19 protein-coding genes and 1 tRNA gene are annotated in these 18,209 nt (G+C 56.2%); 13 read left to right on the forward strand and 7 right to left on the reverse strand.

What is annotated here, in order from left to right; all coding sequences use genetic code 11:
* Positions 1 to 50: 50 nt before the first annotated feature.
* Entirely contained in the window at positions 51 to 1,529 is a 1,479-nt protein-coding gene (gene dacB, locus ACR0DU_RS17720; RefSeq protein ID WP_480876282.1) for a D-alanyl-D-alanine carboxypeptidase/D-alanyl-D-alanine endopeptidase, read from the forward strand.
* Here dacB and ACR0DU_RS17725 read toward each other — a convergent pair.
* On the reverse strand, positions 1,526 to 1,948 hold the full coding sequence (locus ACR0DU_RS17725; RefSeq protein ID WP_010442466.1) for a tellurite resistance TerB family protein: 423 nt from the start codon (positions 1,946 to 1,948) through the stop codon (positions 1,526 to 1,528). The genes dacB and ACR0DU_RS17725 overlap by 4 nt on opposite strands.
* 446 nt (positions 1,949 to 2,394) lie before the next feature.
* On the opposite strand from ACR0DU_RS17725, the gene ACR0DU_RS17730 reads away from it, so the two are divergent.
* The 4 genes from ACR0DU_RS17730 (at position 2,395) to ACR0DU_RS17745 (ending at position 7,204) form a co-directional block, all read left to right on the forward strand.
* Positions 2,395 to 2,529 (forward strand): hypothetical protein, encoded by a 135-nt coding sequence (locus ACR0DU_RS17730; RefSeq protein ID WP_010442465.1) that lies wholly within the window; start codon positions 2,395 to 2,397, stop codon positions 2,527 to 2,529.
* Positions 2,530 to 2,757: 228 nt separating this feature from the next.
* Positions 2,758 to 4,332: a lysine--tRNA ligase gene (locus ACR0DU_RS17735; protein WP_480876284.1), complete on the forward strand. Its 1,575-nt coding sequence runs from the start codon at positions 2,758 to 2,760 to the stop codon at positions 4,330 to 4,332.
* Between the two features lie 48 nt (positions 4,333 to 4,380).
* A complete protein-coding gene (locus ACR0DU_RS17740; RefSeq protein WP_480876286.1) occupies positions 4,381 to 4,782 on the forward strand; it encodes a DUF4864 domain-containing protein in 402 nt (133 codons plus the stop codon).
* 136 nt (positions 4,783 to 4,918) lie between these two features.
* Positions 4,919 to 7,204 carry a glycosyl hydrolase family 28-related protein gene (locus tag ACR0DU_RS17745; protein ID WP_480876288.1) on the forward strand — a complete coding sequence of 762 codons (2,286 nt, stop codon included), beginning with the start codon at positions 4,919 to 4,921 and terminating at the stop codon, positions 7,202 to 7,204.
* Between the two features lie 38 nt (positions 7,205 to 7,242).
* Here ACR0DU_RS17745 and ACR0DU_RS17750 read toward each other — a convergent pair whose 3' ends face one another.
* Entirely contained in the window at positions 7,243 to 7,908 is a 666-nt protein-coding gene (locus ACR0DU_RS17750) for a hypothetical protein (protein ID WP_480876290.1), read from the reverse strand.
* Positions 7,909 to 8,062: 154 nt separating this feature from the next.
* On the opposite strand from ACR0DU_RS17750, the gene ACR0DU_RS17755 reads away from it, so the two are divergent.
* From ACR0DU_RS17755 to ACR0DU_RS17765, 3 genes are all read left to right on the forward strand, one after another.
* Complete coding sequence (locus ACR0DU_RS17755; protein WP_170771807.1) at positions 8,063 to 8,389, forward strand: antibiotic biosynthesis monooxygenase family protein; 327 nt, start codon at positions 8,063 to 8,065, stop codon at positions 8,387 to 8,389.
* A 65-nt stretch (positions 8,390 to 8,454) separates the two neighbouring features.
* Positions 8,455 to 8,862, forward strand: a complete 408-nt coding sequence (locus ACR0DU_RS17760; protein WP_010442458.1) for a universal stress protein — start codon at positions 8,455 to 8,457, stop codon at positions 8,860 to 8,862.
* 67 nt (positions 8,863 to 8,929) lie between these two features.
* Complete coding sequence (locus tag ACR0DU_RS17765; protein WP_480652916.1) at positions 8,930 to 9,373, forward strand: excalibur calcium-binding domain-containing protein; 444 nt, start codon at positions 8,930 to 8,932, stop codon at positions 9,371 to 9,373.
* A gap of 3 nt (positions 9,374 to 9,376) precedes the next feature.
* On the opposite strand, the gene ACR0DU_RS17770 is transcribed toward ACR0DU_RS17765, so the two are convergent.
* The 4 genes from ACR0DU_RS17770 to ACR0DU_RS17785 form a co-directional block, all read right to left on the reverse strand.
* Positions 9,377 to 10,084, reverse strand: a complete 708-nt coding sequence (locus ACR0DU_RS17770) for an ORF6N domain-containing protein (RefSeq protein ID WP_480876292.1) — start codon at positions 10,082 to 10,084, stop codon at positions 9,377 to 9,379.
* A 110-nt stretch (positions 10,085 to 10,194) separates the two neighbouring features.
* The gene (locus tag ACR0DU_RS17775; protein ID WP_480876294.1) at positions 10,195 to 10,986 is read right to left on the reverse strand and encodes a formate/nitrite transporter family protein; all 792 of its coding nucleotides are present in this window, start codon (positions 10,984 to 10,986) and stop codon (positions 10,195 to 10,197) included.
* Between the two features lie 132 nt (positions 10,987 to 11,118).
* Positions 11,119 to 13,305 carry an excinuclease ABC subunit UvrB gene (gene uvrB / locus ACR0DU_RS17780; protein WP_480876296.1) on the reverse strand — a complete coding sequence of 729 codons (2,187 nt, stop codon included), beginning with the start codon at positions 13,303 to 13,305 and terminating at the stop codon, positions 11,119 to 11,121.
* Positions 13,306 to 13,386: 81 nt separating this feature from the next.
* Positions 13,387 to 13,962, reverse strand: a complete 576-nt coding sequence (locus tag ACR0DU_RS17785; RefSeq protein ID WP_480876298.1) for an SRPBCC family protein — start codon at positions 13,960 to 13,962, stop codon at positions 13,387 to 13,389.
* 61 nt (positions 13,963 to 14,023) lie between these two features.
* On the opposite strand from ACR0DU_RS17785, the gene ACR0DU_RS17790 reads away from it, so the two are divergent.
* The 4 genes from ACR0DU_RS17790 to ACR0DU_RS17805 all read left to right on the forward strand — a co-directional run bounded on the left by ACR0DU_RS17790 (position 14,024) and on the right by ACR0DU_RS17805 (position 15,459).
* Positions 14,024 to 14,335: an ETC complex I subunit gene (locus ACR0DU_RS17790; protein ID WP_010442452.1), complete on the forward strand. Its 312-nt coding sequence runs from the start codon at positions 14,024 to 14,026 to the stop codon at positions 14,333 to 14,335.
* Between the two features lie 13 nt (positions 14,336 to 14,348).
* Entirely contained in the window at positions 14,349 to 14,825 is a 477-nt protein-coding gene (locus tag ACR0DU_RS17795; RefSeq protein ID WP_480876300.1) for a GNAT family N-acetyltransferase, read from the forward strand.
* A gap of 21 nt (positions 14,826 to 14,846) precedes the next feature.
* A tRNA-Arg gene (locus ACR0DU_RS17800) sits at positions 14,847 to 14,923 on the forward strand.
* 200 nt (positions 14,924 to 15,123) lie between these two features.
* Positions 15,124 to 15,459, forward strand: coding sequence for a hypothetical protein (locus ACR0DU_RS17805; protein WP_010442450.1), 336 nt, complete (start codon positions 15,124 to 15,126; stop codon positions 15,457 to 15,459).
* A gap of 207 nt (positions 15,460 to 15,666) precedes the next feature.
* Here the strand turns inward: ACR0DU_RS17805 and ACR0DU_RS17810 are convergent, their stop codons facing one another.
* On the reverse strand, positions 15,667 to 16,671 hold the full coding sequence (locus tag ACR0DU_RS17810) for an AraC family transcriptional regulator (RefSeq protein WP_170781158.1): 1,005 nt from the start codon (positions 16,669 to 16,671) through the stop codon (positions 15,667 to 15,669).
* A 139-nt stretch (positions 16,672 to 16,810) separates the two neighbouring features.
* Here ACR0DU_RS17810 and ACR0DU_RS17815 point away from each other — a divergent pair, with 139 nt between their 5' ends.
* Complete coding sequence (locus ACR0DU_RS17815) at positions 16,811 to 18,208, forward strand: amidohydrolase family protein (protein WP_480876303.1); 1,398 nt, start codon at positions 16,811 to 16,813, stop codon at positions 18,206 to 18,208.
* Position 18,209 lies beyond the last annotated feature (1 nt).

Here is an 18,209-nt window from a genome sequence, read left to right on the forward strand (position 1 = left end):
TCTTAATCTAGTGATTGTCTGCATTTAAGCTCTGGGATTCTATTAGACCCATGGTTGATCGTATTTCGCGTCGTTTGTTTCTGGGTGGATTAGGGGCGTCTCTGGTTCCGGGCACGGGTCTGGCCGAGGCGCCTTTAGTATCCTTGCGTCCTGTGCTGCGCGGGCCGCAGCCCAGCGGGGCCGAGCGGCTGGTTAAAGCGGCGGGGCTGAGGGGCGAAGTTGTCTTTGCCGTGGCCGACGTTGAAACCGGAACCCCGCTGGAGGTATATGGCGAAGGCCAAAGCCTGCCGCCCGCCAGTGTCGCCAAGGCGTTGACCGCGCTTTACGCGCTGGATGTGCTGGGGTCGGAGCATCGGTTTGAAACCACCTTGATCGCGGATGGACCGATCGAGAATGGCATTCTGAAAGGCGACCTGATCCTTGCAGGTGGTGGGGATCCACTGCTGGATACAGACGCACTGGCCACCATGGCAGCCAATCTGCGCAAGGCCGGAATCACCGAGGTTCGGGGCGCGTTCAAAGTCTATGATGGTGCGCTGCCTTACGTCTTCAGCATCGATCCGGGGCAGCCGGATCATCTGGGCTATAGCCCGTCGATCAGCGGGATTTCCCTGAACTTCAACCGCGTGCATTTCGAGTGGAAACGCGAGGGCACCGGCTATGGCGTGACCATGGATGCGCGCAGCGCAAGTTACACGCCGTCGGTGGATATGGCGTCGATGCGAGTCGAGAATCGCAGTCTGCCGATTTACACCTATCAGCCAAGCGCGCGGCAGGATCGTTGGACCGTCGCCAAAGGGGCGCTGGGCAATGGCGGGGCACGCTGGCTGCCGGTGCGCAAGCCTGCGCTTTATGCTGGGGACGTGTTCCGCACGCTGGCACGGGTGAACGGGATCGTGCTGGGCCGGGTGCAGGTAACGCGGCAAGCACCGCAAGGGACCACGCTGGTGGTGCATCAGAGCGATCCGTTGGAAAGCATCCTGAAGGGAATGCTGAGATATTCGACCAATATAACCGCTGAAATGGTGGGCCTGGCGGCGACCAAAGCGCGCGGGGTTGCACCGCAGAGCCTTGAAGAGTCCGCCACTGAAATGAACCGCTGGGCGGCCGCGCGCTTTGGTGCGAATGGGATCGCGATGGTCGATCATTCCGGCCTTAGCGGAGCGTCGCGCATGGCCCCCGCCGGTCTGGTCAAGACGCTGGTGGCTGCGGGGCAATCAGAGGAGCTGCGACCATTGCTTCGGTCCTTTACGCTGGCCGACAAAAATGGGCAGCCGGTCAAGGATCATCCGATCAAGGTCGACGCAAAGACGGGGACGTTGAACTTCGTCTCGGGTCTTGGGGGTTATATGACAACGGCAGATGGAGTTGATCTGGCCTTTGCGATCTTCACCGCCGATACCGCGCACCGCGCCACGATCCCGCGAGCATCGCGCGAGCGCCCAGACGGCGCGCGGCCCTGGAACCGGCGATCGCGCACGTTGCAGCGTAATTTGATTGAGCGCTGGGGTACGCTCTACGGCAGTTAGGTTGTATGCCGCGCCCGGGCTCCGCGTTCGATGGCGGCGGCGTGCAGGCGGTCGATGCTCAGCTCGTACCGGATTTCTTCCAGCAAGCGCAGTTCGGTTTCGGCCAGTGTGCCATCAGCGGCGGCGACGTCACAAGCCAGCGCATACGCAGTTTCGTTCAGGCGTTCAGGCAGGTTGTCACGGATCAGTCCGAACAGGGCATCCAACCCGTCTACCTGTTCAAACAGATCAAATACGATTTGCGAGACGCGGCGGGTACGGTCGATATCGTAGCCTGCAAACACCGGCAGCATGTTGACCGCGCCTTCGATTTTGACCAGCTCGGCGGTTCGGATGTTCTCGTCCGAGGCGGAAACCGCCACCATGATCGCCACAAGGCAATCCTGCGGAGACATCGGGTGTGGGGTTTGCTCGGTCATGGTGTCGTCCTGAATGATACGTCTGTTGCCGCACGATAGGAGGGGGTGCGGGGAGGTTCAACTGATAGTTTTGGCATGCGATGATTGCGATCGGGCAGGGTGGGTGATATCGGCTGTGATGCGTATGTCCGTTTAGAGCCCAAAGTTACCGGAGATTACACTGTATCCTCCGCTCGCTTGACATGCGTCCGCCATTGGGCAAATTAACTAATATTTTATTTGTGGAGGGTAATTCTTTGAGAAAACTACTTGCAGGGATAGCAACAGCAATCTTCACTACAGCGACCCCGACCTTCGCTCAGGATATCACAGCTGGTTCACGAATTACTGTGACTTCAGAGTGGCACTCACAGAACGGCGGGCCATACAGTCCAAATATCGTATCTTGCAATTCGAATAGTAGTTTGTGCCTGCGAGACACCAATACTTCTCCTGCAAACAATCCTATGACAAAAACTAAAAGTGGATTGCAGGTCGTCTTCTCGGATTTTGGGGTTGTCTATATGTTCAAACCGGATGGAAAAGGCACTTTTCACGATATGTCGGGTAAGCAGACTGGAAAATTCAAGTGGACACAGTGACGATTTGATTACTGGATGGTTCGCTCCAGTGCGCAACTTTGATGAATGTCCGCTGTGTCCGCGTTGCGGACATTCGTAGTCCAGAGCAGATTTTGATTGCACGACGTTCATGCGCATAGAGACATGAAAATCACCACACTTCATTGACTCATACTGCACCTGCACAATAACAGGGGCCGGTCCGGGCGCATGGGGTGTCTGGCACGTTTCCCGATGGAGTATCTATCAATGTCTGACCTGCGTGAAACCGCGATGACGTCCAAGGCGTGGCCGTTTGAAGAGGCGCGGCGGTTGCTCAAACGGTATAAGCAGGGTGCTCCGGAGAAGGGATATGTGCTGTTCGAGACGGGCTATGGCCCCTCGGGCCTGCCGCATATCGGCACATTTGGCGAGGTGGCGCGGACCACGATGGTCAAGCGCGCGTTCGAGGCGCTGTCGGATATCCCGACCAAGCTGATCTGTTTCTCGGACGATCTGGACGGGATGCGGAAGGTGCCGAGCAATGTGCCGAACCCTGAGGCGCTTCAGGATTATTTGCAATGCCCGCTGACCTCGGTGCCGGATCCGTTTGGCACGCATGACAGCTTTGGTGAACATAACAACGCCATGCTGCGCCGGTTCCTCGATACCTTCGGGTTCGAATATGAGTTCTATTCGGCGCGTGAGTTCTATCGCTCGGGCCAGTTTGACGAGATCCTCAAGCGCGCCGTTGAGAAGTATGACGACGTGATGGCGATCATGCTGAAAAGCCTGCGTGAAGAGCGTCAGCAGACCTATTCGATCTTCCTGCCGATCCACCCCGAGACCGGGCGGGTTCTGTATGTGCCGATGAAGAAGGTTTGCGCCGAAACCTACACTGTCACTTTCGACGACGAGGATGGCAAGGAATGGACGCTGCCTGTGACGGGTGGCAACGTCAAGCTGCAGTGGAAACCCGATTTTGGCGCGCGCTGGGCCGCGTTGGGCGTTGATTTCGAGATGTATGGCAAGGAACACGCCACCAACGAAAAGATTTATGACGCGATCTGCCGGGCTTTGGGCGGTCGTGCGCCTGAGCATTTCAGCTATGAACTGTTCCTCGATGAGAACGGTCAGAAGATTTCGAAATCGTCGGGCAATGGAGTGTCGATTGACGAATGGCTGACCTATGCACCGACCGAGTCGCTGGCCTATTTCATGTACCAGAAGCCCAAGACGGCGAAGCGGATGCATTTTGATGTGATCCCGAAGGCCTATGATGAATATCATCAGCAATTGCGGGCTTATCCGGGGCAGGACCTGAAGGCGCAGTTGAACAACCCTGTCTGGCATATCCATGGCGGGGATGTTCCTGAATCCACTCTGATGGTGCCCTTTGCGATGCTGCTGAATTTGGCGTCCGTGTCGGGGGCCGAGGACAAAGAGGCGCTGTGGGGGTTCATCCGCCGGTACGCGCCTGAAGCGACCGCCGAGACGCATCCCGATCTGGATCAGGCGGCGGGCTTTGCCGTGCGGTACTTCAACGATTTCGTCAAGCCGACGCGCAAACATCGCGCGCCGACGGATCAGGAACGCGAGGCGCTGGAGGCTTTGAAGGCGGCCCTGGAAGCCTATGATGGGCCGATGGAAGATGAGGCGTTGCAATCGGTGGTCTATTCCATCGGGCGCGAGCGGTTTGATCCTATGCGCGGCTGGTTCACGGCGCTGTATGAGGTGCTGCTGGGAGCGTCGCAGGGTCCTCGGTTCGGCGGATTCATCGCGCTTTATGGCGTGCCGGAAACCATTGCGCTGATCGACAAGGCGCTGGCCGGAGAACTAGCCTGATTTGACCTGATCCCCTGTGGGGCTACCCTTGCATCAGGAGGTAGCCCCATGCGTCGACTATTGCTTGCTGTATCCCTGAGTGCCGGACTAGCATCCGGAGCCTTCGCGCAGAATGCGGAGATCGAGGCCAATATCTCGGCCCAGATACAGGCATTCAAGGCGGATGATTTTGCCACCGCTTTTACCTTTGCGAGTCCAAACATTCAGCGCTTATTTGGCGACCCGGACAATTTTGGGGTGATGGTGCGCCGCGGTTATCCGATGGTCTGGCGACCGGCGGAGGTGCGATTTCTGGAGTTGCGCGAGATGAGCGGTGCCTTGTGGCAGAAGGTCATGATCACCGATGGCGACGGACGGGTGCATCTGCTGGATTACCAGATGATCCGACAAGAGGGCCGTTGGAAGATCAACGGCGTGCAGTTGCTGGGTAATTCTGACCCGGCGGCCTGAGGCAACACCACCGTCACGGTGGTAAGAGCAGCGCTTAATTCCTTTTCGATACTCAGACCCATGCGCTTGGGCCACGGCCCGGGGCGATTTCGGGTTTTGGCGCGCGAGCTTGGCGCGATTGGGAAAGGGATTTTACATGAACAAGGCAATCACCGATGGCATCGTGTTCATGCCGCCCGCCTATGCGGCTGGTCTTGGGGTCTGGTCCAGTGGCGACGGCACACCGGGTTCTCCGACCTATGAGGGATCGGGCACGGGGGTGTTCGTTCCGGCGGATGCGGATTTTGCGGGCTGTTTGGAGATTTACAAGACGGCAGAGCCACAGCGGCTGCGCTATATGGGGCAGACGCCCTTGTTGCCGGGTTGCTATTTGCAGATCAAGGCGCGGGCCAAGGCGATCAGCGGGCCGCTGCCCGAGGTGCGGATCGCGGGCTGGGCCGGTGGTGCCGGAGATGCGCATGTAGACGGGTTGGTCGAGCAGGGTCCGGCGGTACAACTGACCGGCTATGGTACTGTGCATGAGGTGACGGCCATCGTAGGCACGGGCCTGCGCCCCGGTGTGGACATGTCCTGGGGCAATGCGGCGCTGTATGGCCATTTTGGTCTGGATATCGAAGGCACCAACGGCGCGGTAGTCCGGGTGGATGATATTGAGATCACCGATGTGACCTCAGTCTTCCTGCGTGATATGATCGGTCTGGTCGATGTGCGTGATTTCGGGGCGGTCGGGGATGGTGTCACCGATGACTCGGCAGCGTTTGAGGCGGCGGATCAGGCAGCGAATGGGCGCAAGGTTTATATTCCGCAAGGTGAGTTCCGGCTGGAAGAGAATACCAACATGGCGTCCGAGGTCTCGTTCGACGGCACCGTCACGATGCCGGTCGACAAGATGCTGCTGCTGACCAAGAATTTCGATCTGCCAACCTATATCACCGCTTTTGGCGATGAGATGTTGGCCTTCAAGAAGGCGTTTCAGGCGCTGCTGAACAGCTCGGACCATGAATCGCTGGATCTGGGCGGGCGGAAGATCGCGGTGACCGAGCCTATCGATATGGCGGCGGCGGTGCCGAACCGGACGGGCTATGCCACCCGTCGCGTGGTGCGTAACGGGCAGTTTGACGTCAAAAGCAGCTCGAACTGGGATACCGAAACCTTCACCTCGGTCGCGACCTATAGCGCGTCTGATCCCGATACACTGACCAATGTGACCAATGTGGCCAATATCCCTGTGGGCTCGCTGGTCACCGGCAGCGGTGTTGGGCGCGAGGTTTATGTGCGGTCGAAAAACGAAAGCACGGGTGAGATCACGCTGAGCGCGCCGACTTATGATGCCGCAGGTACGCAGACCTTTACCTTCACATCGTTTAAATATCTGTTGGATTTCAGTGGCTTCAGCGCGTTGCAGAAGTTCAACATCGAAGGGATCGAGTTCCAGTGCAACGGGCGGTGCAGCGCGATCCGGCTGTCTCCGGGCGGCAATACCTTTGTGCTGAAGGACTGTTTCATCAGTCGTCCGAAGGATCGCGGCGTCACCTCGATTGGGCGCGGATGTCAGGGGATGCTGATTGATGGCTGTCAGTTCCTGTCGACCGAGGAAAGTCTGGATGTGCCGGATCGCAGTTCGATCGCACTGAACGCCAATGCCAATGACGTCAAGCTGCGCCATAACCGGGCGACCCGGTTCCATCATTTCGCAGTGCTGAGCGGCGACAACAATCTGGTCCTGGGCAACCACTTTTTCCAGGGCGACAACGTGGCCAATGGGGTGCGCAATGCTGGCTTGGTGATCATCGGCGGCTATAACAGTTCGTCCATCGCTGAGAACTATGTCGACAACTGTTTTATCGAGTGGACCAACGAGCATGACGCGAACCCGGACTATTTCACCAGTTTCTCGTTCAGCGCGCTGAGCATCACGGATAACATCTTTTACGCAAGCGATGTTGCCCCCTGGTTCAGCTATCTGGTGATCCGCCCCCATGGCACGGGTCATTTCCTGAACGGGCTGACCGTGACCGGGAACAAGTTCCGCGTCAACAATGTGCGGATCGACCGGGTGGATCGGGTCGATACCAGTTTTGCCGATCTCGACCCGGAACGGCACAAGAGAGTGTGTTTTGAGAATAATACGTTTCACGGCATCGATACGCCCTGCGCCAATCCGTTGAGATTGCAGCATACGCAGAGTTCTCCGTCTTCGGCCTGGACCGTCAGTTCGCAGGGGCAGTTACCGTTTGGGGGCCGCGCTCGCGGATGTGATTCGGTTGTGGCCCTGGGCAATCTCAGGAACGCATCGAACGCGATACGATATACCGCGCCATATGTTGAACTGAGACAGGGTGCGAGTCAAAGCGATATACGCCTGCGCTGGTCCGAAGGCTTGCGCGGGGCGATCTCGACGATCCTGCGGATCGATACCTGATTGACGTGGCGGGCTGCCCAGTTATGGGCGGCCCATCTTCAATGGCTGCGCCACAGGGCGAATTTGATTCCGATATTGTCATTGGCTGAATTGCGTTCGGCACCCAGAATCCAGGTGAGGTTGCCTTTTTTCGGGCGATACATCAGCGAGGGACGTACCCGCCAATACCAAGGGCGATCTGAAATATACGAGGTTTCGATCTGTAAGAGCGGGTCAATGCGTCGTCCCGAGGACAGGCCAGCCGTGAAATCCAGCTTACGGATTAGAGCCTCATGCGTGCGGTTTTCGAGCGCGGCGTCGATATTGAACCATCCGCCCCCCAATCCGGTTTGAATCCCTTTGCCATATGAGAGTGTTGTTTTGTACATCGCCCAGGCATCGTATTGACGGTGATGTGCGCCCAGTCCGAACTCGATGGAAAATCGACCTGCTTGCCCAAAATCAGCGACGGGAATGCGGGCGAAAACCAACGCATGCCCATACAGATCCTGGTGCTCCTCGGCATCCAGCCCGATTGTGAGTTTCGGCCTCAGACCCCACTCGGAATAGAGAGCGGATTTGTATCTATAAATGTTGTCGTCGTCTTGGAAAGCGGTTACTGAGAGCGCGTTGAAGCTTGAGCCTTTTTCGCGCAGCCAAGCCCCGGCGAAGGCCGGAGTGCTCAGCAAAGCGAGCAGCAGATAGATAAGAACCTGACGCGCCATGGCCGCAGCATCGGCAGACTTGGTTAACGGATGGTTAGAATCTTGTTCATCTCCGAGAAAGTTTTTTGACCCTTGCCGCCTTGTATGTGCAGGAAAAGCGTGGCGTTTTCAAAAGCTGTGATAGGCTTGGGGTAGCAAATTAAGGAGAAGCCAGATGCCGCAGATTTCCAAGACCAACAGTTATCAGACCGTCATCACCACATTCGAGATGACCCCCGGAACCTGCCAGGATCTTCTTGAAGCGCTGACGGATGCCTATGCCGAGTTCATCTCAAAACAGCCGGGGTTCATTTCCGCCGGGCTGCATGTGAATGACGCCCAAACCCGGATTGCAAATTACTCGCAATGGGAGCGGCGCGAAGACTTTCTGGCAATGCTACGCACGCCGGAAATGCGGGAACGAAACCGCCGCATCAACGAGCTGTGTAAGAGCTTTGAGCCGGTGATGTATGACGTTGCCGAAACATTCGGCGGTTCCTGACCTGAATCAAGGCGCGCTGTGGCGAGGCAGGGCAAGATGCGGGCGCAACCACGGAGGCACAAGCCATGTACCACAACATCCTTGTCCCTATTTCATTTGATGCCGAACGCGACAGTTCGGCGGCGATGAAACTGGCAAAGTTGCTGGCAACCCCACAGGCGCAGATCACTCTGCTGCATGTGGTCGAGCACATTCCGGATTATGCGATCTCATACATGCCGGCGGAATATCTTTCAGAGACACGCAAAGCGCTTCAGGCTGAGCTTGATACGCTGGCTGCTCGATTACCAAATGCCCAAGGACAGGTGATCGAAGGTCACTCTGGCAGAACAATTCTGGATTGGGCCGAAGTGAACAAGCCCGACCTGATAATTCTGGCCTCGCACCGGCCTGGCATGCAGGATCTGCTGTTGGGGTCAACCGCGACCCATGTGGTACGGCACGCAAAATGCGCAGTGCATGTGGTGCGGTGACGGAGTAGGTTTTTTTTAGCTCGGTATGGCCATGGCTTTGCCACATACAGGGTGTATAGCTGCCTCAATGACGACCGGAAATACAAATGATGAGATTGGCCTTAGTCCGCGGATGACAAGGCGGCAACGGCGTGCGGATGAGATGCGTCGGAAAGCTCTGTCGCCGCTGCGTATTCTGCTGATGGTGCTTGCGCTGCCGTTGACAATCGGAATGATCACGATCGGGGTGTATTTGCGCATCTCGGACTACGAGCGTCATGAGGCTGTGATCCATCTGGTGGCGCTCGCGGGCTGTGACACGGTGCAGCGGCTTGTTCCGGGGCCATTTTTTGAAGGCCGGCCGGGCTATCACAAGCGAAATGACCCCGACGGTGACGGTGTTGCCTGCGGCACCCGTGGTCTGCAACGGCAACGAACGACTGCGATGCCGGGAACTGCCGGGAACGCACCGCGGCAAACTCAGGCACCGCGTGAGCGTACCGTTGGAACCGCGAAGTTCCTCAAACCCTGATGATTATCCCTTCATGGCTTGCAATAACTCCAGCAGGCGCTTGCGGTCATCATCATTTGTGTAATCCCCAGTGGCCAGACGTTCCGCGATGCGCAGGCGCAGGCGTTCCTGCTGGGTGCGGACCTCTTCTCCGGCGGTTTCGGCCAGAGTTTTCATAATCATCGCCACCGCCTGCTGGCGCTTGGTGGTGGGGTTGGCGATGTAGTCGACCAGGCTCTGTTGCCCTGAATCGAGGATATTTTCGGCCAGATCACGCAGTTGATCGCCATTGGGCAGCAGCGGGGCAGGAGCGTCCGTGGGTGTCAGGATTTCCGGCACGCTGCGCGGGGTTTCGGCCAGCGCGTTCGCACCGTCAACAAAGGCTTCGGTGATCATCCGGGTGATCTTGATCGCGCGAGGGTCCTTGAACAGGGTCGAGGCGATGGCCACGCCGTAGTCGGTATAGACCCACGGATTGACCCGCCGCCCGCCGCGGCCTTTGGGTTTTGAAATCACATTCTGTGATTGCAAATCAGCGACCTCGGCATCGTTCAGCTGAAAACGGTAGCCCTCGAACAGATCCTTGTTGCGCGAGACAGCCTGATTGAAAGCGCTGACGGACTTTCCGTAGAACTGCGCCAGATCCTCGGCCAGTACCACGCGGGTGCCGCGCACCCGGTGAATGGCGCTCTGGACTTCATGCGTGCTGGGCAGGGTGTTGGGTTTCGTCATGGCATCCGTTTGGAATCACAATTTGTGATGTCAAACGTGGAGGAGAGAAAGCTACGCTGCAACCTTGAAGTGTATGGCTATCGTCAATCGAGACAGGACTTGAGCTAGCGTCAGTCGCTTGCCTTGCCCAAATAGGCAAGCCGATAGGCGAGCGCGACACCGCCCGCGCCTCCGACTACATTACCGACCGTGACCCAAAAAAGGTTGCTGATGGTGGCGCCCCAACCGAGTTTGGCACCTGCTAGCGCACCCTGAGGCAGCAGGTACATATTAGCGATCGAGTGTTCGAGACCCAACAGAACAAACGTCGAAATTGGCCAGAGTATTGCCATGACCTTTCCCACGACCGATCTGGCGGCGAAGCTCAGCCAGACTGCAAGGCAGACTAAGGCGTTGCACAGAATGCCTCGCATAAAGGCTTGCGTTGGAGAGAGATCAATCTTGCCATTTGCGATCGCTGCAGCAGTAGCCCCCATTGGTCCTTCCAGCAAACCGCTTGCAGCGCAAGCAAGGACTAGTGCGACGGCTCCGACTAAATTTCCGAGATACACGAATCCCCAGTTCCTCAACAGGTCACGCATCGAGATTTTTCGATCCACTGCCGCGATGGTCATCAGCGCGTTTCCAGTGAATAGTTCCGCCCCACCAACGACCACAAGGATCAGGCCCAGAGAAAACACCACCCCACCAAGAAATCGGGCTGGCCCAAATCCGGGATCTACGCCGGTCATAACCATAGTGTAGGCGGCCCCACCGAAGCCGATGAAGACACCTGCGAGTATTGCAAGTGTCAGCGTTTGAACGATGGAAAGATGTGCCTTTGCGACACCAGATGTTTCAACCAGTTCTGCAATCTGTGCAGGTTTGTAGGCGTCTACGCCGGTTGGATTGTGAGCCTTCATGCGTCGCACACTGCCAACACATTCATGTTTCGACATTGATCCGGATCAAGGTCACGCGACGAAGTACTGAGGTTCAGCCCAGAGCTCGTGCTAACTAAAACAGCTAACTTGACCACTACAGCCAATTTTATCCTACCGCTTCCTTCTCTTCACATTCCCACCCCGCTGCCCCGGCCGTCCAGCCGTTGACCGTCCATGCAATTTCACGGCGTCTTCCGAGGCTTTCTCGACCGCCCATTGGCGCGCCATGGGGTCGTCGGCGACGGCCAGGTCGACCGCCTCCAGTCGTTTGATCTCATCCCGGATATTGGCGGCTTCTTCGAACTCCAGGTTCTCGGCGGCTTTGCGCATCTGGTCCCGCAACCCATCCAGATGGGCCTCCAAATTCGCGCCGTGCATCGGTTTGTCGATGGTGGCGGTTACGCGGTTCATGTCGACGTCGCCTTCGTAGAGACCAGCCAGAACGTCCTCGACATTCTTCTTCACCGTCTCAGGCGTGATGCCGTGCTCCTCGTTATAGGCGACCTGCCTTGCGCGGCGGCGGTTGGTCTCGTTCAGCGCGCGCTCCATCGAGCCGGTGATCTTGTCGGCATACATGATCACCCGGCCATCTGCGTTCCGCGCGGCGCGGCCGATGGTCTGGATCAGCGAGGTTTCCGAACGCAGGAAGCCTTCTTTATCCGCGTCCAGAATGGCGACCAGCCCGCATTCGGGGATGTCGAGCCCTTCGCGCAGCAGGTTGATGCCAATCAACACGTCAAACGCCCCCAGTCGCAGATCGCGCAGGATTTCGATCCGTTCCAGCGTGTCGATGTCCGAGTGCATGTAGCGCACTTTGATGCCCTGTTCGTGCAGGTATTCGGTCAGATCCTCGGCCATGCGTTTGGTCAGCGTGGTGACCAGCGTGCGATAGCCATCGGCGGCGACCTTGCGCACCTCGTCCAGCAGGTCGTCGACCTGCATGGATACGGGGCGGATTTCGACTTCGGGGTCCAAGAGGCCAGTGGGTCGGATCACTTGTTCGGTGAAGACGCCGCCGGTCTGTTCGATCTCCCACTTTGCAGGGGTGGCCGAAACGAAGACGGATTGCGGGCGCATGGCGTCCCATTCTTCGAACTTGAGGGGGCGGTTGTCCATGCAGGACGGCAGGCGGAACCCGTGTTCGGCCAGCGTGAACTTGCGCCGATAGTCGCCCCGGTACATGCCGCCGATCTGCGGCACGCTGACGTGGGATTCATCGGCAAAGACGATGGCATTGTCGGGGATGAACTCGAACAGGGTTGGGGGCGGCTCACCCGGCGCGCGGCCCGTCAGATAGCGTGAGTAGTTCTCGATCCCGTTACAGACACCGGTGGCCTCGAGCATTTCCAGATCGAAATTGGTGCGCTGTTCCAGACGTTGGGCCTCAAGCAGCTTGCCCTCGCCAACCAGTTGATCCAGCCGGATGCGGAGTTCCTTTTTGATCCCGATGATCGCTTGGTTCATCGTCGGCTTGGGCGTCACGTAGTGCGAATTCGCATAGACGCGAACTTGCTCCATCGTCGCGGCACGTTCACCGGTCAGGGGGTCGAACTCGGTGATGGTTTCCAACTCTTCGCCGAAGAATGAGAATTTCCACGCGCGATCCTCAAGGTGGGCAGGCCAGATTTCCAGGGAATCGCCCCGCACCCGGAACGAGCCTCGCTGAAAGGCCTGATCGTTGCGGCGGTACTGCTGGGCAACCAGATCGGCCATCACCTGCCGCTGGTCATAATCCTTGCCGACCTTCAGATCCTGCGTCATCGCCCCGTAGGTTTCGACCGACCCGATACCGTAGATGCACGAGACCGAGGCGACGATGATCACGTCATCGCGTTCCAGCAGCGCCCGCGTGGCCGAGTGGCGCATCCGGTCGATCTGTTCGTTGATCTGGGATTCTTTTTCTATGTAGGTGTCTGAGCGCGGCACATAGGCCTCAGGTTGGTAGTAGTCGTAGTAGGAGACAAAGTACTCGACCGAGTTCTCAGGGAAGAAACCCTTAAACTCGCCGTAAAGCTGCGCCGCCAGCGTCTTGTTAGGGGCGAGGATGATAGCCGGGCGTTGAGTCTCTTCAATCACCTTCGCCATGGTGAAGGTTTTGCCCGTCCCGGTTGCCCCCAAAAGAACCTGATCACGTTCCCCATCAATTACACCGCCTGTCAGTTCCTTGATCGCCGTTGGCTGGTCGCCGGCGGGGGCGAATTCGGTGTGCATGACAAACTGCTTGCCGCCTTCCAGTTTCAGGCGCGCGCGCACGTCCTCGGCGGTTAGCTGGGTCTTGTCGGAATGGGCGTATGGCATAGGCAGGCTCCGGATCAGAACTCTACATTTGTTCTTATTTTGTCCAACTGCAAGGGCTGATCCGGTCTGGGAACCTCTGATTCAGTAATAGGCGGGTTCAGCATCCGGAATGTGATCCGAATTCACCTTGTTGGCCAGTGCCTTCAGGTTGCAGTCAAGAACCTTCGACATCATCATTTTCATCAAGGTCTGCCCTAAAAACCAGCCGAAGGGGCCATATTTCACGGCATAATCCATGCTCCAAATCATCCGGGTGCTAGCCTCGTCCAGCGGTTTGATTGCGATCGTGGCATGCGCATCGGTTAGGGGCATCGCTGTCATATCGGACAGGCGCACGCTGTAACCTCGGTTGGGATCCCAGTCTGTCACCTCTTCGACCAAAGAGGATCCGTTCTCAAAGTAGCAGCGCCGCTTTGACCCGATGCCATTTGCCCCATGCGTCAGGGCTTCGACATATGTGATCTGTGGGGCAATTTCGTCAATCTGCATAAACCGGCCGAGTACCGCCCAGATGGCTTCGGGGGTCGCGTTAATTTCAAGGGTTCGTTCATGATGGATCATCTGCTCAATCCTTTGGCTGATCTTTCGAAAATCATAAGCGGTACCAATGACAGTTTCTGTCATCAGGATGTTGTCGCGCTCCGCGACAATTGTCATCTTGTCCCGGGCCGCGCTCTGGCGCATAAACAAACCCACCAAGTGAATACGGAGAGGCGACATGCGCGCACGGATTTACCAGCCTTCGCGAAACGCGATGACCTCGGGGATGGCCAAGACCCGCAAGTGGGTTTTGGAATACGCCCCAGCTTCGGCGCGCGAAGTTGATCCGCTGATGGGCTGGACCTCGTCCAATGACACGCAAACCCAGGTGCGTCTGAAATTCGACACCAAGGAAGAGGCGCTGGACTACGCTAAAGACAACGGTATCGACGCGCAGGTAAGCGAGCCGCACAAACGCAAGCCGAACCTGCGGGCCCGCGGCTATGGTGAGAACTTTGCCACAGACCGGCGTGCGCCCTGGACTCACTGACAAGGCATCCTGAATGATCGACATCCGCGAAGCCGATCCCGGCGCCGAGGAAATGCGCGCCATCATTCAAGCCCATTTCGCGCATAGCAACGCAGCTGGCCCTGCCGAAAGCAATCACACAATGGATGCAGGCTCACTTGTCGCCACCGGAGTGCGATTTTGGGCGCTTTATGAGGACGGCTGCCCGTTGGGGTGTGGCGCGCTAAAGGCATTGCCCGACGGCACCGCCGAGGTCAAATCAGTGCATATCTTGGCCGAGGCACGTGGTAGGGGGCTTGCGAGGGTGATGATGAAACACCTTGCGCAGATCGCGCAAGATGAAGGACTATCTGCGTTGGTTTTGGAAACTGGCGCTGACCATCTGCAGGGCTATGACGCGGCGCGCAAGCTATATGAATCGCTGGGGTATTCATATTGTGGTCCGATTGTAGGTTACGAAAACGACCCAAACAGCGCCTTCATGCGCTTGGCTCTTGAACCCGCCCGCTAAAAGCCGCAAGAAGGGCTCAGCGGTCCCTTAGCTCAACTGGATAGAGCAGCTGACTTCTAATCAGCAGGTTGAGGGTTCGAGTCCTTCAGGGATCGCCATTCCTTACCTTCAATACTGAGTGCACGTGGCCGATCTGGTACTTTTGTGAACCTTCGGGTTGCTGATGAAAAATCCGTCGTATCGGTATGAGATATGGCTTGAGTTAGAGAACGCATTACGACCTGAGTTTGAACAAAATTACGCCCAGAATAGCCAATAGCCGACGCAGAGAAAGTGACGGAATACGGACTGGGATCCAATGAAAAAGATTGCTCTTCTTCTTGCCTTTTTGCCTGCGGCTGCATTTGCAGAAGAACGCGTGTTTGAATGTGACGCGCCGGATGCAGAACATCCGGAAATGGCAGCCAAACTGGTTAAATATGACGGGCAGCAAAAGGGCCACATTACAATAGGTGACATCGACAAAGACGTGGATGTGTTCCCCGGCCTCGACACTTTGACCTACCTGTATATTGGCGATGGCTACACACTGCACTACAATGTACACCCGGAAAAAGGCACCTTCGACTACTCGGCTTCAGGCAGTAAATCTGGCTGGGGCAAAGGCGCGTGTCGGGAAATTACCGGGCAATAATTGATTTGAACCGACGGCGCGACCAAGGCACTGATATTGGATCGATTTTCGATAGTTCAGGCGTTCATCGCCTTCCAATTCTGGTTGGTGGCGAAATAGCTATCCCTCAGCAATCCAAAGATAGGGGATCCAAGAAATGAAATGCAAGTTCTTGTCTGTCCTCACTTATCAAGCAATAGAGAGCCAATCCAAGAACTAGTTACGTAATTACGCACCAAGGCGGAACTTGGTCGGTGTCATTCCGGTTTGACCTCGGAAGAAGCGGGTGAAATGGGACTTGTCGGAGTAGCCGAGCATCAGGCCGATCTCCGCTATTGTCATCTTGTCTTCTCGGAGGTGCTTCTTAGCGACATCGACACGCAGCCGTTTGATCTCACGGGGTAGCGTCGTGCTTTGTTGCTGAAGCGCTTTCAGAAACCGATCCGGCTGTATTCCCAGCAATCCAGCCACCCGCTCTGATCCCAAATCGGTTTCGTCCAGTTTGTCGCGTAAGACAGATCGCAAAGCAGCTACCACGGTCACTTCTTCATCTTGTCGAGGCGAAGCCAATGGTTTGGTCGAGCCTTCAGAGACGTGGAGCAAAAACAACCATTCCACAGGAAAACTAATCTGCATTCCGGGATCAGTCCCAAGGCCAACCTCGATCCCCTTGTAGTTGATAGGCAGGCCAGTGATGTATCTGCTTTCCCATCGAACACGGGAAGGGTTCCAGGAGTCTCCGACGACTGTCTGCAATAGGCGTACGTAGATTGCGGCTCCAAAAGCGGTAACCTGAACCGGTGGGACAGTCGGTTCCTGTTGCCTCTCGATTCGATAAGTCGCCCTGTCAGCTTCAATGACAAGGCTGTGCCGCACAGAGTTTGACTCCTGCGGTACAAGCCCAACAAAACGGGCAAAAAACTCGAACAGACTCGTTGTCGATTGCAAGGCTTGAGCGAACGGAGGCCATCCTTGCAGGTCAAATGTTTCTCCGACATGCAGGCCAAGGTATCGATCACCGGACAACTCTGAGAAAGTATTCACCAAGCCGTAAACCAACTCTGAGTGTACAAATACGGATGGGTCAGACAGCAGCTCGGCCTTCAAGCCGACCTGGTCCAATGCTGATTGCGGATTGATTTTACGTTCGGTCAGATATTGCAGGAACGGAGCGGCTAAAGAGAGGCGAATAAAGCCCTCGCTATGCTCTTGAGAGGTGGAGTTGAAAGGCAAGCCCGTCACCCTTGTTTAGATTAGTTTTCCGCAGTGGCCAGTTTTTCAATCACATTCGAACATCTTAACTCAAAAGTGGCAACCGAGCCAAGGTATTCCAGACTACAGTTTGTAAAACATGAATATGAAGGGAGTACTTATGTCTGATCTACGATTGTCCCTTTGCTCGACGGTAATTGTCGCTGCAGCTCTTTCTTTTTCAACGTCCGTGCAGGCTCAGGATCAAGAAGAACCCCAAACGCTATTTACCAATGTGCATGTTTTCGATGGCGTGAATGAACAGCGTATCGAGAATGCCAGCGTATTGGTCGAGGGTAATCTGATTAAGGCCGTCTCAACCGATGCGATCGATGCCCCCAATGCGACAGTCATTGATGGAGAAGGACGGACATTGACCCCCGGCTTCATCGAAAATCATGCACACCTTATGCTGCCTGGGCCGACATTACCCGCAATGGAAGCCAACAGCACTTGGGAAGACCTTGCGATACACGGCACTCAAATGGCTGAGATGTACTTAATGCAAGGCTTTACTACCGTAAGAGATGCAGGTGGCGCTAATGGAGGTCTTCGTCGCGCAATCGACAGCGGGACCATTGCCGGGCCGCGTTTCTACCCTGCGGCTGCATTTCTCAGTACGCGTGGTGGCCATGCAGATTTCGCCAACTTTACAGCGCCTGTTGGCCAGTCTTCAAACTTCAGCCGCCTGAATATGGCCCAGGAAGTCGACAGTGTCTCCGAAATGTACAAATTTGCTCGTAACAACTTCCGGATGGGAGCAACACAACTGAAGTACATGCAATCAGGCGGTGTAGTTTCAGCGTTTGACCCGTGGCAGTTGTTGGCTGGATCGACGGCAGAATTAGAAGCGGCCGTGCAGGTTGCAAACGAATACGAAAGCTACGTCATGGCCCATTCCTACCGAAAGGAAACTATAATGGCGGCTCTGAATGCTGGTGTGCGATCAATTGAACACGGCTTCATGTTCGATTGTGAAATATCAGCGCTGATGGAAGAGAAAGGAGCCTACATCACAACCAATCTCACCGCATTTGATCCAAATCTCTTTGATATTCCTGCCATTCGAGATGTCCCAGCCAGCTTACGAAAGGCACAGTCCGCTACGCAGGCTTTTGGCGACTACATAAAAAACATGAATGAGTGCCCAGCCAAAAGAGGGTTTCACACGGACTGCGTAGGTTCTGTGGCAGCCTGCAATATTCAAATTGCCTATGAAAAGCATCTCAATAATGAGTTCTTTGGTTCCCACGCCTCTTTGGTCGCAATGACATCTACTGGCGGTGAAATCGCCGCTTTGTCCGGGTCGTTCATGAACCCCTATCCTGAAGGCAAACTGGGCGTTATTGAGGAAGGAGCCTATGCGGATATCCTGCTGATCGACGGCAATCCACTTGAAGACTTCTCGGTTGTTGGAACGGGTGATCAGTGGTTCGGTGCCAACCCAAGGCCTGAAAGCCCAGATACGATCCGACTGATCATGAAGGATGGTGTGATATACAAAAACACACTGGATTGAT

Source organism: Ruegeria sp. G2 (assembly GCF_056533505.1).

What these genes read in the sequence shown, in the direction of transcription:
- ACR0DU_RS17750 (WP_480876290.1), bottom strand. Translation starts at nt 7,908, where the DNA reads ATGGCGCGTCAGGTTCTTATCTATCTGCTGCTCGCTTTGCTGAGCACT.
- ACR0DU_RS17815 (WP_480876303.1), top strand. Translation starts at nt 16,811, where the DNA reads ATGTCTGATCTACGATTGTCCCTTTGCTCGACGGTAATTGTCGCTGCA.
- ACR0DU_RS17790 (WP_010442452.1), top strand. Translation starts at nt 14,024, where the DNA reads ATGCGCGCACGGATTTACCAGCCTTCGCGAAACGCGATGACCTCGGGG.
- ACR0DU_RS17755 (WP_170771807.1), top strand. Translation starts at nt 8,063, where the DNA reads ATGCCGCAGATTTCCAAGACCAACAGTTATCAGACCGTCATCACCACA.
- ACR0DU_RS17730 (WP_010442465.1), top strand. Translation starts at nt 2,395, where the DNA reads ATGACAAAAACTAAAAGTGGATTGCAGGTCGTCTTCTCGGATTTTGGG.
- ACR0DU_RS17765 (WP_480652916.1), top strand. Translation starts at nt 8,930, where the DNA reads ATGACGACCGGAAATACAAATGATGAGATTGGCCTTAGTCCGCGGATG.
- ACR0DU_RS17785 (WP_480876298.1), bottom strand. Translation starts at nt 13,962, where the DNA reads ATGACAATTGTCGCGGAGCGCGACAACATCCTGATGACAGAAACTGTC.
- uvrB (WP_480876296.1), bottom strand. Translation starts at nt 13,305, where the DNA reads ATGCCATACGCCCATTCCGACAAGACCCAGCTAACCGCCGAGGACGTG.
- dacB (WP_480876282.1), top strand. Translation starts at nt 51, where the DNA reads ATGGTTGATCGTATTTCGCGTCGTTTGTTTCTGGGTGGATTAGGGGCG.
- ACR0DU_RS17735 (WP_480876284.1), top strand. Translation starts at nt 2,758, where the DNA reads ATGTCTGACCTGCGTGAAACCGCGATGACGTCCAAGGCGTGGCCGTTT.
- ACR0DU_RS17770 (WP_480876292.1), bottom strand. Translation starts at nt 10,084, where the DNA reads ATGACGAAACCCAACACCCTGCCCAGCACGCATGAAGTCCAGAGCGCC.
- ACR0DU_RS17725 (WP_010442466.1), bottom strand. Translation starts at nt 1,948, where the DNA reads ATGACCGAGCAAACCCCACACCCGATGTCTCCGCAGGATTGCCTTGTG.
- ACR0DU_RS17795 (WP_480876300.1), top strand. Translation starts at nt 14,349, where the DNA reads ATGATCGACATCCGCGAAGCCGATCCCGGCGCCGAGGAAATGCGCGCC.
- ACR0DU_RS17805 (WP_010442450.1), top strand. Translation starts at nt 15,124, where the DNA reads ATGAAAAAGATTGCTCTTCTTCTTGCCTTTTTGCCTGCGGCTGCATTT.
- ACR0DU_RS17740 (WP_480876286.1), top strand. Translation starts at nt 4,381, where the DNA reads ATGCGTCGACTATTGCTTGCTGTATCCCTGAGTGCCGGACTAGCATCC.
- ACR0DU_RS17775 (WP_480876294.1), bottom strand. Translation starts at nt 10,986, where the DNA reads ATGAAGGCTCACAATCCAACCGGCGTAGACGCCTACAAACCTGCACAG.
- ACR0DU_RS17760 (WP_010442458.1), top strand. Translation starts at nt 8,455, where the DNA reads ATGTACCACAACATCCTTGTCCCTATTTCATTTGATGCCGAACGCGAC.
- ACR0DU_RS17745 (WP_480876288.1), top strand. Translation starts at nt 4,919, where the DNA reads ATGAACAAGGCAATCACCGATGGCATCGTGTTCATGCCGCCCGCCTAT.